The 15,634-nt window shown below is 70.5% G+C and carries 12 protein-coding genes and 1 pseudogene; 5 read left to right on the top strand and 8 right to left on the bottom strand.

Translation table 11 applies throughout. The features are described from left to right. Nucleotides 1-5 precede the first annotated feature (5 nt). Entirely contained in the window at nucleotides 6-506 is a 501-nt protein-coding gene (locus tag ACRAWB_RS12140; protein ID WP_431353562.1) for a MarR family winged helix-turn-helix transcriptional regulator, read from the top strand. A gap of 139 nt (nucleotides 507-645) precedes the next feature. After that, nucleotides 646-1,344, top strand: a complete 699-nt coding sequence (locus ACRAWB_RS12135; RefSeq protein ID WP_431353561.1) for a hypothetical protein — start codon at nucleotides 646-648, stop codon at nucleotides 1,342-1,344. Nucleotides 1,345-1,347: 3 nt separating this feature from the next. Here ACRAWB_RS12135 and ACRAWB_RS12130 read toward each other — a convergent pair whose 3' ends face one another. Continuing rightward, nucleotides 1,348-2,358: a PHP domain-containing protein gene (locus ACRAWB_RS12130; protein ID WP_431353560.1), complete on the bottom strand. Its 1,011-nt coding sequence runs from the start codon at nucleotides 2,356-2,358 to the stop codon at nucleotides 1,348-1,350. Between the two features lie 47 nt (nucleotides 2,359-2,405). Here ACRAWB_RS12130 and ACRAWB_RS12125 point away from each other — a divergent pair, with 47 nt between their 5' ends. After that, a complete protein-coding gene (locus ACRAWB_RS12125; RefSeq protein WP_431353559.1) occupies nucleotides 2,406-2,975 on the top strand; it encodes a dihydrofolate reductase family protein in 570 nt (189 codons plus the stop codon). A 36-nt stretch (nucleotides 2,976-3,011) separates the two neighbouring features. Then, nucleotides 3,012-5,353: pseudogene (locus ACRAWB_RS12120) on the top strand (ATP-binding cassette domain-containing protein). Between the two features lie 6 nt (nucleotides 5,354-5,359). On the opposite strand, the gene ACRAWB_RS12115 reads toward ACRAWB_RS12120, so the two are convergent. From ACRAWB_RS12115 to ACRAWB_RS12095, 5 genes are all read right to left on the bottom strand, one after another. After that, nucleotides 5,360-5,830, bottom strand: coding sequence for a GNAT family N-acetyltransferase (locus ACRAWB_RS12115; RefSeq protein WP_431353558.1), 471 nt, complete (start codon nucleotides 5,828-5,830; stop codon nucleotides 5,360-5,362). Nucleotides 5,831-5,877: 47 nt separating this feature from the next. Further along, nucleotides 5,878-7,635, bottom strand: coding sequence for a glycoside hydrolase family 15 protein (locus ACRAWB_RS12110; protein WP_431354510.1), 1,758 nt, complete (start codon nucleotides 7,633-7,635; stop codon nucleotides 5,878-5,880). 23 nt (nucleotides 7,636-7,658) lie between these two features. Next, entirely contained in the window at nucleotides 7,659-8,516 is an 858-nt protein-coding gene (locus ACRAWB_RS12105) for a serine/threonine-protein kinase (protein WP_431353557.1), read from the bottom strand. Further along, nucleotides 8,516-10,552, bottom strand: a complete 2,037-nt coding sequence (gene glgX / locus ACRAWB_RS12100) for a glycogen debranching protein GlgX (RefSeq protein WP_431353556.1) — start codon at nucleotides 10,550-10,552, stop codon at nucleotides 8,516-8,518. The genes ACRAWB_RS12105 and glgX overlap by 1 nt, the downstream gene beginning before the upstream one ends. Nucleotides 10,553-10,694: 142 nt before the next feature. Beyond that, complete coding sequence (locus tag ACRAWB_RS12095; protein ID WP_431353555.1) at nucleotides 10,695-11,174, bottom strand: MarR family winged helix-turn-helix transcriptional regulator; 480 nt, start codon at nucleotides 11,172-11,174, stop codon at nucleotides 10,695-10,697. 66 nt (nucleotides 11,175-11,240) lie between these two features. Here ACRAWB_RS12095 and ACRAWB_RS12090 point away from each other — a divergent pair, with 66 nt between their 5' ends. Continuing rightward, entirely contained in the window at nucleotides 11,241-11,633 is a 393-nt protein-coding gene (locus ACRAWB_RS12090) for a nuclear transport factor 2 family protein (RefSeq protein ID WP_431353554.1), read from the top strand. Here ACRAWB_RS12090 and treZ read toward each other — a convergent pair. Both treZ and treY read right to left on the bottom strand, forming a co-directional pair. Further along, the gene (gene treZ / locus ACRAWB_RS12085; RefSeq protein WP_431353553.1) at nucleotides 11,618-13,336 is read right to left on the bottom strand and encodes a malto-oligosyltrehalose trehalohydrolase; all 1,719 of its coding nucleotides are present in this window, start codon (nucleotides 13,334-13,336) and stop codon (nucleotides 11,618-11,620) included. The two genes, ACRAWB_RS12090 and treZ, sit on opposite strands and share 16 nt — an antisense overlap. Next, nucleotides 13,333-15,597 (bottom strand): malto-oligosyltrehalose synthase, encoded by a 2,265-nt coding sequence (gene treY / locus ACRAWB_RS12080; protein ID WP_431353552.1) that lies wholly within the window; start codon nucleotides 15,595-15,597, stop codon nucleotides 13,333-13,335. Before treY ends, treZ begins: the two co-directional genes overlap by 4 nt. Nucleotides 15,598-15,634 lie beyond the last annotated feature (37 nt).

Raw genomic sequence — 15,634 nt, 5'->3', positions numbered from 1 at the left:
CGGCCATGGACAACACCGGACGGGTGGCGGCGGGAGACGCCGCCACCCTCCCGGCCGCCGGTGAGGCGACCGGGTCGACCGACCGCGCGATCGCGGAGGTCGAGGAGCAGTTCACGCGACTGTTCAACCAGGTGAGCACGGCGATGCGGGATCGCGCTGTGCGCATCCACGCGGATCTGCAGCCAGGCGGGTACAAGCTGCTGACCACCATCGTGCGCAACGGCCCCATCCACGCCGGAGCGCTGGCGTCGATGCTCTACACCGACAAGAGCGTGATCAGCCGGCAGCTGAGATTCCTCGAAGACATCGGCTTCGTCGAGCGACAGCCCGATCCGGCCGACCGTCGCGCCAGCTTCATCGCAGCGACGCCGGAGGCGATCGAAAAGGTCAACGAGGTGCGCGCGGCGGACCAGGCCACCTTGTACCGCGGCCTGCGCCGTTGGGGCGAAGAGGACGTCCGACGCCTCGCGGAGCTCCTGGAGCGGCTGAACGACGTCACGCGCTAGGCGAATCCCGCCGCCGGCTTCCGGGTGACGGTTCAGCGGGACGCTGGTACCCTTCGTCGGGTATGCCCCCCGCATCCACCTCCCCCGCCCCCGCGGCCGTCGTTCGGCAGGCCGTCGCGCCGCCGTGCCGACGCAGCGGGTGAGGATCCGGCTGCCGCGGTCGCGTCGCCGGCCGGCGCTCCCGCTCGGGCATCGCGTCGGCGTGACGCTGGCGGTCATCGGGCTGGTGTGCGGGTTCTCGATCGTCCCGACCGACGCCGCGCTCGCCTCGTCGCTGCGGGTGGCGCCGTCGACCACGGTCGCCCCGGGCGAGTCCACAGGCACCGAGCGCGCGTCCGCGCCGCCACAGGAACTGCTGGTGGATGCGACCATCGCCGCCCCGGTCGTCAACCGTGAGAACCTGAGCGCCACCGACGGACTGCAGACGCTCGCCCGCGTCGGCACCAACGAGGCGTGGGCGAAGCTGGTGCTGATGTTCGGCGGCTGGCCGCAGACCGACGCGAACGTCACCGTGATGCTGCGCTGGATGCGCCAGGAGAATGGCCCGCCGGATTGGTGGAACCGCAACAACCCCCTCAACAACGGCTACGGCTCGGGCGGCGGCGCCGGTCTCGGCAGCTACCCCGACCTCGTCACGGCCGCCGAGTATTGCGCCAAGAACCTGCAGCGCGGCTACCCCGACATCGTCGCGGGCCTGCAGGCCGGCGTCTCGGCCGACACCACCGCCGCCGCGATCTGGGCGAGCCCGTGGGCGACCAGCCACTACGGCAACGGCACGCACTGGAGCACCCGCCCGGTCCAGATCGTGCAGGCGCCGGCCTCCGCTTGGGGGCTCTGACCGCTACTCCTTCGCCAGCCAGATGCGGAGGCGGTCCAGCGGCCACGTCGTGATGATGCGTTCGGCGGGGACGCCGTTCGCGGTCGCCCGCGCTGCGCCGTAGGCGAGGAAGTCGAGCTGGCCGGGCGCGTGCGCGTCCGTGTCGATCGAGAAGAAGCATCCGGCGTCGAGGGCGCGCTGGATGAGGTCGTCCGGCGGGTCCTGGCGCTCTGGTCGCGAGTTGATCTCGACGGCGACCTGATTCTCGACACAGGCGGCGAACACGGCGTCGGCGTCGAACTCGGACGGTGGACGCGTCCCACGCGAGCCCTGCACCAGCCGTCCGGTGCAGTGGCCGAGCACGTTGGTGTGCGGGTCGCGGATGCCGCCGAGCATGCGCTTCGTCATCGTCCGCCGGTCGGAGCGGAGCTTGGAGTGGACGCTGCCGACCACCACATCCAGCCGGGTCAGAAGCTCGGGCGTCTGGTCGAGCGTGCCGTCCTCGAGGATGTCGACCTCGATGCCCGTGAGCAGCGTCAACGCGCCCGTGTCGAGTCCCGCGATGACGTCCAGCTGCTCCTCCAGGCGCTCGGCGCTGAGGCCGCTCGCGACGGTGAGGGTGGGGGAGTGGTCGGTGATCGCCTGGTACTCGCGGCCGAGCGTTGCTGCTGCGGCGGCCATGACCTCGATCGGGACGGTGCCGTCCGACCATTCGGTGTGGCTGTGCAGGTCCCCGCGCAGCTGGGCCAGCAGCTCGGCGCCGCCGGTGTCGAGGGGAGCGGCGTTGCGCTCGCGGAGATCGGCGAGGTACGAGGGCACCTCGCCCTCGACCGCCTGCGCGATCACCTGGAAGGTACGGTCGCCGATGCCCTTGGTCCGCTTGAGCCGCCCGTCGGCGACGCGCGCGGCCAGCTCCTCGTTGCCGATGCCGTCGATCGTGGCGGCGGCGCGGCGGAACGCCTGCACCTTGAAGCTCGGGGCGAGCTCCCGCTCCAGCCAGAAGGCGATCTCGTTCAGGGCGTCGACGGCATCCATGCGCCCATGCTCCCACCGCGTCGGTGGCATCCGGTACCGTCGCGGGCATGGGGAGGATCGTCTTCGACACCGCGACCACCATCAACGGCTGGATCGCCGACGAACAGAATTCGCTGACCTGGCTCTTCGCCGTGCCGGGCGGGGAGGAGCCCGCGGAGGGACTGCTGCCGGCCGACGCCACGGTGATGGTGGAGGGGCGGACCACGTACGAGTGGGTGCTGGCCGAGACCGACATCCTGGCGCATCCGGAGCGCTGGAATGAGTTCCACGGCGAGCGGCCGTGCTTCGTGTTCACGCATCGGGAGCTGCCGGTGCCGGAGGGGGCGGACATCCGGTTCGTGTCGGGCTCGGTGGCGGACGCGTTGCCGACGATCCGCGAGGCGGCAGGAGACGGTGACATCTGGGTGGTCGGTGGCGGCGACCTGGCCGGGCAGTTCCTCGACGCGGGCGCGCTCGACGAGATCGCGATCTCCATCGCGCCGGTGGCGCTGACCGGCGGTGCTCCGCTCCTCCCGCGACGGGTGGAGTCGGATCGCCTCCACCTGGAGTCGGCGGAGGCGATCGGTCAGTTCGCGCGATTGAGGTACAGAGTCTCTGGCCCGGTGTCGGTGGACTGATATACGGTGGGTCACGTACCAAGCGAGGGGAACAGAATGACCGCACCGGCCGATACTCACGACACCATCCGCGTGCAGGGCGCCCGCGAGAACAACCTCAAGAACGTCAGCGTCGAGTTGCCGAAGCGGCGCCTGACGGTGTTCACCGGTGTCTCAGGGTCGGGCAAGAGCTCGCTCGTGTTCGGCACGATCGCCGCCGAGTCCCAGCGCATGATCAACGAGACCTACAGCGCGTTCGTTCAGGGGTTCATGCCGTCTCTGGCGCGGCCCGACGTCGACGTGCTCGAGGGGCTGACCACCGCGATCATCGTCGATCAGGAGCGGATGGGCGCCAACGCGCGCTCGACCGTCGGCACGGTGACCGACGCCAACGCGATGCTGCGCATCCTGTTCAGCCGGCTCGGGGAGCCGCATGTCGGGTCGCCGCAGGCGTTCTCGTTCAACATTCCGTCGGTCGCGGGCAAGGGTTCGATCACCGTGGGCGAGAAGACCGAGGTGCGCGAGTTCTCGCAGCTCGGCGGCATGTGCCCGCGCTGCGAGGGAATGGGCACGGTCAGCGACATCGACCTGACGCAGCTGTTCGACGACAGCAAGTCGCTCGCCGAAGGCGCGATCACCATCCCCGGTTACACCGCCGACGGCTGGGGCGTGCGCATCTACAGCGAGTCCGGCTTCTTCGACCCCGCCAAGCCGATCCGCGACTACACGGAGCAGGAGCGCCAGGACTTCCTCTACAAGGAGCCGACGAAGGTCAAGATCAGCGGCATCAATCTGACCGTCGAAGGGCTCGTGCCCAAGGTGCAGAAGTCGATGCTGTCCAAAGATGTGGACGCCATGCAGCCGCACATCCGCGCCTTCGTGGAGCGCGCGGTCACCTTCGCGCCGTGCCCGGAATGCGGTGGCACGCGACTCAGCGAGGGTGCGCGCTCGTCGAAGATCGCCGGGATCAGCATCGCCGACGCGTGTGCGATGCAGATCACCGACCTCTCGGACTGGGTGCGGTCGCTGAACGAGCCGTCCGTCGCCCCGCTGCTGAAGAACCTGCAGCACCTGCTCGACTCGTTCGTCGAGATCGGGCTCGGCTACCTCTCGCTCGACCGCGCCTCCGGCACATTGTCGGGAGGAGAGGCGCAGCGCACGAAGATGATCCGGCACCTCGGGTCGTCGCTGACCGACGTCACGTACGTGTTCGACGAGCCGACGGTCGGGCTGCATCCGCACGACATCCAGCGCATGAACGAGCTCCTGCTGCAGTTGCGCGACAAGGGCAACACGGTGCTGGTGGTGGAGCACAAGCCGGAGGCGATCGCGATCGCCGACCATGTGGTCGACCTCGGTCCGCGCGCGGGGTCGCAGGGCGGCGAGGTGGTGTTCGAGGGCACGGTGGAGGCGCTGCGCGCGAGCGGAACGCTCACGGGGAGGCACCTGGACGACCGGGCTCGTCTCAGGGAGGCTGTGCGCTCCGGCTCAGGCGCGCTCGAGGTGCGGGGTGCGTCGGAGCACAACCTGCAGGGCGTGGATGTGGACATCCCGCTCGGGGTGCTCGTGGTCGTCACCGGGGTGGCCGGATCGGGCAAGAGCTCGCTCATCCATGGGTCGGTCGCGCCGCGGGAAGGGGTCGTGTCGGTCGATCAGGGGCGATCCGCGGATCGCGGCGCAGCAACCCGGCGACTTACACCGGGATGCTGGAGCCGATCCGCAAGGCGTTCGCGAAGGCCAACGGAGTGAAGCCGGCGCTGTTCAGCGCGAACTCCGAGGGCGCCTGCCCGAACTGCAACGGCGCCGGCGTCATCTACACCGACCTCGGGGTGATGGCGGGTGTCTCGACGGTCTGCGAGGTGTGCGAGGGCAGGCGGTTCGACGACTCGGTGCTGGAGTACAAGCTGGGCGGTCGCGACATCAGCGAGGTCCTGGCGATGCCGGTCGCCGAGGCGGAGCGGTTCTTCGCCGAGGGAGAGGCCAAGCTGCCGGCGGCGCACGCGATCCTCGAACGACTCTCGGACGTCGGGCTCGGCTACCTGACGATCGGCCAGCCGCTCACGACGCTGTCCGGCGGCGAGCGGCAGCGGCTCAAGCTTGCGACGCACATGGGCGAGAAGGGCGGGGTCTACGTGCTCGACGAGCCGACCACGGGCCTGCACCTCGCCGACGTGGAGCAGCTGCTCGGGCTCCTCGACCGCCTGGTCGACAGCGGCAAATCAGTCATCGTCATCGAGCACCACCAGGCGGTGATGGCGCACGCGGACTGGATCATCGACCTCGGGCCGGGAGCGGGGCACGACGGCGGGCGGATCGTGTTCGAGGGGACGCCGTCCGAGTTGGTGGCGCATCGGTCGACGCTGACGGGTGAGCACCTGGCGCGGTACGTCGGGGCGTGAGCGGCGCTACGAGAGGTCGAGGGTGAAGTAGGCGCTGTTGGGGTCGTCGGTGTAAGTTCCGAACGGCGGGCTCGGGCGGAAGCCGGCGCGCTCGTAGAGACGGCGGGCGGGTGCGAAGAAGTCCATCGAGCCCGTCTCGAGCGAGACGCGCTGCACGCCCCGGGAGCGCGCGTCGGCGAGGGCCGCCTCGAGGAGCAGCGCTCCGATGCCCTGGCCCCGGCGGAGGGGGTCGGTGCGCATGCTCTTCAGCTCGTCGTGGCCGGGCTCCAGTGTGGCGAGGGCGACCGTTCCGACGATCACCCCGGCGTCCTTCGCGGTCCACAACCGGACGTGGGGATGCTGCAGCCCGGAGAGATCCAGGGCGTGGCGGCTCTCGGGCGGTGAGGTGGTCTCCATGTCGTCCAGGTGCTCCTGCAGGAACACCGCGAGGGCGGGGTCGGCGAAGTCGGCGCGGCTGACGACGATGGAAGCGGTCACATCCGAGAGCGTATCGCGGCCGTATTTCGGGCGCGTTTCCCGGCGGGTCACCGGCTCAGGTCGGCGATGGTCAGGGCGGCGTCGATGAGGCCGAGGTGCGACAGCCCCTGCGGGAAGTTGCCCCAGAAGCTGCCGTCCTCATCCATCATCTCGGCGTACAGGCCCACGTCGTTCGAGCGCGCCACCAGGTCGTCCATCAGCTCCGTCGCCTCCCGAAGGTCGCCGACGCAGGCGAGGGCCGCCGCGAGCCAGAACGAGCACGCGACGAACGGGCGCTCGCCCTCCGCCTCCGCTCCGGTGAACCGGTGCAGCAGCGACCCGTGCCCGAGCTCACGGCGCAGCGCGGCGATGGTCGACCGCATCCGCTCTCCGCGATCGAAACCGCTGGGAGCGTGCAGCAGCACGGACGCATCCAACTCGTCCTCGCCCGCCACCATCGTGTACGCGCCCAGCCGCTCCGACCAGCAGTTCTCGTCCACCCAGGCGTGGATGAGGTCCGCCTCGCGTCGCCAACGTGCCGGGTTGCCCTGTGCCTGCCCGAGCTCGGCCAGCTGCAGCGCCGCCTGGAGCGCCTGCCAGCAGCCCATCTTCGACGATGTGTGATGGCGCAGCTCCGTCAGCTCCCACATCCCGGAATCCGGCTGCCGCCAGACGTCGCAGACGCGGTCCGCGACATCGGAGACCAGCCGGCGGGTCGGGACGTCGAGCACGTTGCCCTCGGCGGCGTACGCGAGCGCCACGCTCAACAGGTCGCCGTACACGCCGAGTTGCAGCTGCGTGGCGGCGCGGTTGCCGGTGACGACCGGTCCGATGCCGTGCCACCCGGGCACGTCGTGCTCCTGCGGCTCGGCCGACGACTCCTCACGCAGCCCGTACAGGATGCGCAGCTCGGCGTGGTCGCCCTTCACCGCCCGCAGCAGCCACGAGATCGACGCGTGCGTCTCCTCGCGCAGCCCGAACCGGGCGAGCGCGCGCAGCGCGTACGCGGTGTCGCGCACCCAGGCGAACCGGTAGTCCCAGTTCTTTCCTCCGCGCGGAGTCTCGGGCAGAGAGGTGGTGGCCGAGGCCGCGATGGCGCCGGTCGGTGCGTAGAGCAGCAGCTTCAGCGCGAGCGCGCTGCGCTGGACGGCGTCCGCCCACGGACCGTCGTACGAGAAGGTCCGCGACCACAGCTCCCAGTTCGACACGGTGCGGTCGATCCCGATGTCGACGTTGCCGGGTTCGGGCAGGTGCAGCGGTTCGTCGTGCGTCGCCACCACCGTGAGCGTGCGCCGGGACCCCTCGGTCACGCGGATGCGGCCGCCGAAGCGTGGCGCGGTCGCGTCCTCCTCGGTGTCGTCCAGCCCGGTGACGCCGATGTTCACCGTTCCGACGCGCAGGATGCGGTTGCCGTCGATGTGCTCGGCCCACGGGCTCGACATCCCGAGCACCGTGCCGGGCTCCACCGACCAATCCATGACGACCGTGCCCGAGACGCCCTCGATGCGGCGGGCGAACTCCAGCCACGGCAGCCGGCCGGCGACGCCGGTGACGAGCGCGTCGGTGACCCGGACGGAGCCGTTCGCCGTCGTGAACGTCGTCTCGAGCACGTTGGTGCCCGGCAGGTAACGACGGCGGGATGTGAAGTCCGCGACCGGGTGCAGCAGCATCCGGCCGCCGCGCTCGGGGTCGATCAGGGAGGCGAAGACGGGCGGGGAGTCCAGACTCGGGATGGGCAGCCAGTCGACGGTCCCGGAACGGTCGACGAGGGCGACCGTGCGTCCGTCGCCGAGAGCGGCGTGATCCTCGATGGCCGGCGCGTCCATCCCGGGCTTCGTCACGCCTTCGGTCACGCCTTCGGCTGGAGACCGGTGGCGGCGATGACGGCCTCGCGGAAGACCGGCGTCAGCTGCTGCGCGGTGGGTCGCTCGGCCGGGTCGCTCGCGGTCATGGCGTGCAGGATGCGCGACCAGTCGCCCGGCAGGTCGCCGGGCACCGGCGGTTCGTGATCCAGCCGTGCCATCGCCGACTCCACGGCGTCGCCCGGGTACGCCACCGAGCGCGTGAAGCACTCCAGCAGCACGAGGCCGAGGGAGTAGATGTCGCTGGCGGGCGTCGCGGGGCGCCGGAGCGCCTGCTCGGGGCTCAGGTAGGCGGCGGTCCCGGTCGTCTTGCCGTCCTCGGGAGTGGAGGGTGCGTCCCGGATGCCGCTCGCGATGCCGAAGTCGGTGAGTCGTGCGCGGGCGCGGAACGTCGTCGTGCCGTACGAGACGAGCATGATGTTCGACGGCTTGATGTCGCGGTGCACGACGCCGTTGGCGTGGACGTACTCCAGCGCCTCCGAGATGTCGTAGGCCACCTCAGCGATCTCCTCGAGGGAGAGCTCCCGCTGGGCCAGCATGGCGGCGAGGTCGGTCCCCGCGACGAGCTCCATGATGAGGAACGGCCGCGGGTCCTTCGGCGCGGTGTAGTCGATGCCGGCGTCGATCAGCGAGACGATGCCGTGGTGGCTGAGCCGGGCGAGCGCCGCCTGCTCGGTGCGGTACTGCGCCATCTCCTCCTCGCCGCCGGAGCGGTAGAGCTTGATGGCGACCTGGCGGCCGAGCAGTTCGTCGGTCGCCTTGAAGATGCTGGCCTCGCCACCGCGGCCGATGACGTGCTGCGGCCGATAGCGGCCGAGCAGTGCCGGGATGGTGGACTCGGGCATCAGCTGTTCCGGGACCTCAGCAGCGCGAACGACGACTCGCCCAGGATGACGCTGGCCCCGTCGCCGAGCGTGAGCTCGGGATCGCTCGACAGCTCCAGCTCCCAGGCCGAGCCCTGCGCATCGGGCAGCACGAACTCCACACCGTTGCCGGCCCCGTTGAGCATGAGCAGGAACGAGTCCGCGCCCTCGTGACGGAGCTCGAACGCGATCGAGCGCGCCAGCGGGTCACCCCAGTCCTCGTCGGCGAACGGCTCGCCGTCTGCACGGAGGATGCACACCACATCCGGGCCGCCGACGTCGGGCGCGTGCCGGTACCACTCGGGCCGCAGCGCGGGTTCGTTGCGTCGCAGGTGGATGAGCTTGGTCGTGAACTCGTGCAGCTCCCAGTCCGCGTTCTCCCAATCGAACCAGGAGATCTCGTTGTCCTGGCAGTACGCGTTGTTGTTGCCGCGCTGGGTGCGGCCGATCTCGTCCCCGCCGAGGATCATCGGCACGCCCGCGGAAAGCAGCAGTGTGGCGAGGAAGTTCTTGCGCTGCCGGGTGCGGAAGGCGTTGATCCCCGGGTCGTCGGTCGGGCCTTCGACGCCGTAGTTGCTGGAGCGGTTGTCGGATTCGCCGTCGCGGTTGTCCTCGCCGTTCGCCTCGTTGTGCTTCTCGTTGTAGCTGGTGAGATCTGCGAGGGTGAAGCCGTCGTGTGCGGTGACGAAGTTGACGCTCGAGAGCGGCGCGCGGCGCGAATCCTCGTAGATGTCGGGGCTGCCGAGCACCCGCTGCGAGAGAGTGGACAGCACGCCCGGCTCCCCGCGCCAGAAGTCGCGGACGTCGTCGCGGAATTTGCCGTTCCACTCCGACCAGTCGGCCGGGAAGCCGCCCAGCTGGTAGCCGGCGACATCCCACGGCTCGGCGATCATCTTGACCTGCGCGAGCGTGGGGTCCTGCTGAATGAGCGTCAGGAACGCGCTGTGCAGGCTCGCGTCGCCGCCCTGGCGGGTCAGGGTGGTGGCCAGATCGAAGCGGAAGCCGTCGATGTGGAAGTCCTCGACCCAGTAGCGCAGCGAGTCCATGATGATCTGCAGCGCGGCGGGATGGCTGACGTTCCAGCTGTTGCCGGTGCCGGTCGTGTCGAAGTAGTGCGCCCCGTCGCCCTCGACCAGCCGGTAGTACGACGGGTTGTCGATGCCCTTGAAGCTGTACGTCGGCCCGAGGTCGTTCCCCTCGGCGGTGTGGTTGTAGACGACATCGAGGATGACCTCGATGCCGGCCGCGTGGAGCGCCTTCACCATGCCCTTGAACTCGTCGACCTGGTGGCCGGTGTCACCGGTCGCGGCGTACTCGTTGTGCGGGGCGAAGAACCCGATGGAGTTGTAGCCCCAGTAGTTGCGCAGGCCCTTCTCGAGCAGGTGCGCATCCTGAACGAACTGGTGGATGGGCAGCAGCTCGACCGCGGTGACGCCGAGGTTCTTGAGGTATTCGACGGCAGCGGGGTGGGCCAGCCCGGCGTAGGTGCCGCGGAACTCCTCGGGCACCCACTCCATGAGTTTGGTGAAGCCCTTCACGTGCATCTCGTAGATGATCGTCTCGCTGAGTGGCGTGCGGGGTCGCTCGTGGTCGCCCCAGTCGAACTCCTGCCGGTCGACGGCGACGCCGAGCGCGACATGCCGCGCGCCATTGGTGTCGCTGCGGCGCTTCGGCCGGCCGAGCTGGTGCCCGAACACGGCCTGGGTGTTGTCCCACGATCCGGTGACGGCTCGGGTGTGCGGCGGCAGCAGCACCTTGGCGGGGGAGAAGCGGAGGCCGTTGGCCGGATCCCACGGCCCGTCCACGCGGAGGCCGTAGCGCGTGCCGGGCACGAGCCCGGGGACGAAGCCGTGGAAGACGTGACCGGTGCGGTCAGCCAGGACGGTCTGCTTCTCGCGCCCGCGGTGGTCGAACAGCGAGACGATCACCTTGTCGGCGTGCTCGCTGTAGACGGCGACATTGGCGCCGCCCTCGCGCAGGGTGATCCCGAGCGGATAGGGCGCGGAATCGCCGCTCACGCGGCAGTCCCGGGGCGGGACGCGCGGTGCGGGCGGGGGAGGGGACAGGGCAGGGACACGGTGTCTCCGATCGGCGGTAGAACGCCACGATACCTGCGGGGGTGCGCGGTTCTCCAGGCATTGACAGGGGACGGCGCGGACGTTAGGCGATGTCCTCCGGCGGTCGGACCCGGCGTGTGCGTGCTGCGTCGAGACCTCCCGAACGGTCCAGCAGCCGGAGGAGGGCTGTCCGCGCTGCAGCGAGTTCGCCGGCGTCCAGACCCAGTTCTGCCTCGAGCTCGCGACGCGCCTCTCGCGCGGCCTCCAGCACCGAGCGGCCCCGCTCGCTGAGGCGGATGCGGCGCACCCGTCCGTCTGCGGGGTCGGCCGCGCGCTCGACGAGGCCGGCCGACTCCATGTCGGCCACGGTCTTGGATGCCGCTTGCTGGGTCACGCCAAGTGCTTCGGACAGCTCGCCGACGGTCGGGTTCGCTCCGAGGAGACGCTGGATGACGTAACCATAGGAGAGCCGGAGCTCACCGTGACCCTGCTGCGCGAGGCGCCGCTGGACCGCTGTGCTCGCCGCGGCGCCCGCGAGGGCCGCGAGCGTGGGGAGATCGAAGTCCTCGGGGGCGGCGTCCATCGCCTCAGCCTATCGGTTTCACAACCATGGTTGTGAAAACCGGTATGCACAACTATGGTTGTGGATATGACTCCACTCGCGATCCTCCGCCGTCTCCACCGCGCCCTCGAGGGCGGTGCGGCGGGAGATGCGCTCCGTGAGCACTTCACCGACGACGCCGTCACGGACGAGTACCCGAACCGGATCAAGCCGGAGGGAGGACGACTCGACCTTGCGACGATCGTCGCCGACTCGGTCCGCGGCGCCGGCCTGCTCCGTCGCCAGCGGTACGACGTCCACACCTCCTACGAGGTAGGAGACACGGCGATCGTCCGGCTCACCTGGACAGGCGAGGTGGCGCGGAACATCGGCCCGTTCTCCGACGGGCAGGTGCTTACCGCGCACATCGCGCAGTTCGTCGAGACCCGGGCCGGCCGGGTCTCCCGCATCGCCACCTACGACTGCTACGAACCGTTCTGACCTGCGCGCGTGACCCGCACCGCCTCCCCGAACGCCGCCACCGCCCCGGCCGGCGGCTCGCCGAGGCCGGTTCCCGACAGACTCACCTCGACCAGGAGGTCACCCCTGCGGAAGCGGAAGACGCCCTCGTCGTAGGCCACGTACGTCGCCGGCGCGTCGGCCGGGATGTCGCGGCGCAGCGCGGTCAGCGTCCGGTACCAGTCCAGCATCCGTGCGTTGCCGGGCCGCGAGACCTCCGACCAGTCGAGCTTCGAGCGCTGGAACGTCTCCGGGTCCTGCGGGTCGGGCACGACGTCCCGTTCCCAGCCCATCTTCGCGAACTCGGCGAAGCGGCCCTCCGCCGTCGCCTTCCCGAGCTCGGGTTCGGGGTGCGAGGTGAAGAACTGCCAGGGCGTCGTCGCCGCCCACTCCTCGCCCATGAACAGCATCGGGGTGAACGGACCGAGCAGGGTCAGCGCGGCGGCGACGGCGAGGCGGCCGGAGTCGAGGGTCGCGGTGAGGCGGTCGCCTGCTGCGCGGTTGCCGATCTGGTCGTGGTCCTGGCTGAAGGCGACGAGGCGCGTGAGCGGGATGTCCGGGTCCAGCGGCCGCCCGTGATGGCGCTCACGGAAGCTCGACCAGGTGCCGTTGTGGAAGAAACCGCGCTCGAACACCTTCACCAGGGCGCCCGGGTCGGCGAAGTCGCCGTAGTAGCCGGTGGCCTCGCCGGTCAGATTGGCGTGGATGCTGTGGTGCACGTCGTCGTCCCACTGGGCGTGCAGGCCGAAGCCGTGATGGGAGCGGCGGCGGATCAGCTTCGGGTCGTTGAGGTCGCTCTCCGCGATCAGGGTGCGCGGACGGCCGGTCTCGCCGGCGAGCTCGTCGGCCAGCACCGCAAGCTCCTCGAGCAGGTGCGTCGCGGTGTGGTCCTGGAGGGCGTGCACCGCATCCAGCCGCAGGCCATCGACATGCATCTCCCGCAGCCAGTACTCGGCGTTGTCGAGGATGTAGCGGCGCACCTCGTCCGACAGTGGTCCGTCGAGGTTGACGTTGACGCCCCAGGTGCTGGCGCCTTGCCCGAGGTAGGGGCCGAACTTCGGGAGGTAGTTGCCGCTCGGCCCGAGGTGGTTGTAGACGACGTCCTGGATCACCGCGAGCCCGCGCCGGTGGCAGGCCTCGACGAAACGCTGGTACGCCTCGGGCCCGCCGTACTGCTCCTGCACGGCGTACCAAAGCACGCCGTCGTAGCCCCAGTTGTGCGTGCCGTTGAAGGCGTTCACGGGCAGGAGCTCGATGGCGTACACGCCGAGGTCGATCAGGTGGTCGAGCCGGCCGAGGGCAGCGTCGAGCGTCCCCTCCGGGGTGAAGGTGCCGACGTGGAGTTCGTAGATGACCGCGCCGGTGAGGTCGCGCCCCTCCCACGTGCCGTCCGCCCAGACGTGCGCGTGCGGGTCGAACTCGCGGCTCAGCTCGTGCACGCCGCGTGGCTGCCGTCGCGATCGCGGATCCGGGAACGGTCCGTCGCCGTCCACGAGGAACCCGTAGTCGACGGGAGCGTCCGGCAGGCCGGGCGACTCGGCCAGCTGCCACCAGCCGCCGGTGGGGGAGTCGGCGGTCGCCGGCACCGAGCTCAGCGGGAACGTCCCGAGACCGTCGATCACCACATCCACGGTCCGGGCGGTGGGCGCCCAGACCGGGAAGCGGCGCTCGCTCCACCCGCTCAACGGGTCACCGCCAGAAGGGCGACGGGGTAGCGGTCGAAGACCGCAGCGAGGGGCACCCGGCCGCGGAAGTCGCGACCGGTCAGCTCGTCGCGCATGGGCTCGTCGCCGAGGTCGACGGTCGTGTCGGCCCAGCCGCCGGTGGCGGAGAGGCCGACGGGGAGGCGCGTAGCCAGGGCGATCGCGCCGCCGCGGTCGAAGCCGACGAGGTGTCCGGCACGCGAGCCCTCGGCGTACACAGGACGGTAGCCGGTGAACAGTTCCGGGCGGTCGCGCAGGAGGCGGAGAGCCCGGGAGGTGACCAGCACCTTGGCCGCGCCCGACGAATCGATCTCGGGCAGCCATCCCTCGTCGATGTGCGCCAGCAGGCCGGCGGAGACGTCGAACTCGACGGGACGGCGGTTGTCGGGGTCGACCAGCGACCGCTCCCAGCGCTCGGAGCCCTGGTAGACGTCCGGGCGGCCGGGGCTCAGGAGCTGGAGCAGCTTCGCGCCGAGGCCGTTGCTCGCGCCCGGCGCGTCGAGCGCGGCGGCCAGCGCCTCCACCTCCGCGCGGACTCGCTCGTCGTCGAAGGCGGCGTCGATCGCCGCCCTCATGCGGGACTCGAACGCCTCATCCGGGTCGGTCCAGGAGGTGGACGCGCCTGCCTCGCGCGCCGCCTTCAGCGCGTAGTCCTGCAGCCGCTCTCGCGAGGCCGGCCAGGCGCCGACGACGGCCTGCCAGAGCAGGCTCTCCAGCGAGCCGTCGCCGAAGCCGACCCGCTCGCGTACGGTGCGCAGGAAGCGCTCGAACCGGCCGGGCAGCTCTGCGAGGACCGCGATGCGTGCGCGGGTGTCCTCGCCGCGCTTCGTGTCGTGCGTCGAGAGGACCGTCATGGAATCGGGAAGCCTCCGCTGCCGGTCCTCCTGCCGGCGGTGGAACTCCTCCGGCGACAGCGCGAACTCGGACGGGTCGCCGCCGACCTCGGTCAGCGACGTCAGCCGGGTGAAGCGGTAGAAGGCGTTGTCCTCGACGCCCTTCGCCATGATGGCGCCGGTGGTCTGCTCGAAGCGCTCGCCGAGACGGTCCGTGATGCGGGCGATGACGGGCGCGAGGTCGGGCCGCGACTCGGCTGCCGCGAGGCGCGCCTCCTCCAGGTACTCGGCTCCGAACGGCAGGTAGCTGCGGTACACCGGGAACCAGGCCGCCAGTTCGGCGACCGCGTCCGCGGTCTCCTCGTCGGTGCCCTCGCCCAGCTCGCGCACCACCCGCAGCACCTCCGAGCGCAGGATGCTGTCGGCAACCGCGCGCTTGCGGCGGTGGACCAGCTCGGTCCAGTCCTGGTTCTCCTCGCGTTCGTCCAGCTCGCCGGCCAGCGCCGTAAGCGGTCCCTCGCCGGCGGGGTCGACGAAGACCCGGTCGATCACTCCGAGCGCGTCGTACCCGGTGGTGCCCTGGACGGGCCAGTCGGGCATCCGCTCGTCGCCCTCGATGATCTTCTCGACCCAGATGGGGGCGTCGCCTGCCAGTGCCCGAAGCCGCTCGAGGTACTGGCCGGGGTCGCGCAGGCCGTCCGGGTGGTCGACCCGAAGGCCGTCCACCAGGCCCTCGTGCAGCCAGCGGCCGATCTCGCGGTGCGTGTCGTCGAAGACCTGCCGGTCCTCGACGCGCAGGCCGGCCAGGGTCGTGACGGCGAAGAAGCGGCGGTAGTTCATCTCGGCGTCGGCCCGCCGCCACGACATCAGCTCGTAGTGCTGCCGGTCGTGCACCTCGCGCGGGGTGCCCTCGTCGGTTCCGGGCGCGATCGGGAACCGGTGATCGTAGTACCGGAGCTCGCCGTCTTCGACGCGCAGCGCATCCAACTCGTCCGGGCCGTCGCCGAGGACGGGCAGCCGGAGCCTGCCGTGGCCGAACTCCCAGTCGATGTCGAAGTACGGCGCATAGCGGGACTCCTGGCCGTGAGCGAGGAGGTCCCACCACCAGGCGTTCACCGCGGGCGTGGCGACGCCCATGTGATTCGGGACGATGTCGACGAGCACCTCGAGGCCACGCGCGTGAGCCGCGTCGGAGAACTCCCGCAGCGCATCCGGACCGCCGCGGGACGCATCCACCCGGCTGTGGTCGACGACGTCATAGCCGTGCATCGAGCCGGGCTCGGCCTCGAGCAGCGGCGAGAGGTACACCCAGTCGGCGCCGAGACGCTGGATGTGGTCGAGCACCTGCGTGGCGTCGCGGAGAGTGAAGTCGGGGGAGATCTGAAGGCGGTAGGTGCTCACGTGGTTCATTCTCCGGGAGCGCGGCGTTTGCCAGCAGGCCTTGAAA

The organism is Leifsonia poae, assembly GCF_050632865.1.
GTDB classification, from domain to species: Bacteria; Actinomycetota; Actinomycetes; order Actinomycetales; family Microbacteriaceae; genus Leifsonia; species Leifsonia poae_B.
Note: the sequence above shows the minus strand (reverse complement) of the source record. Positions and strands in the feature narration are given on the sequence as shown.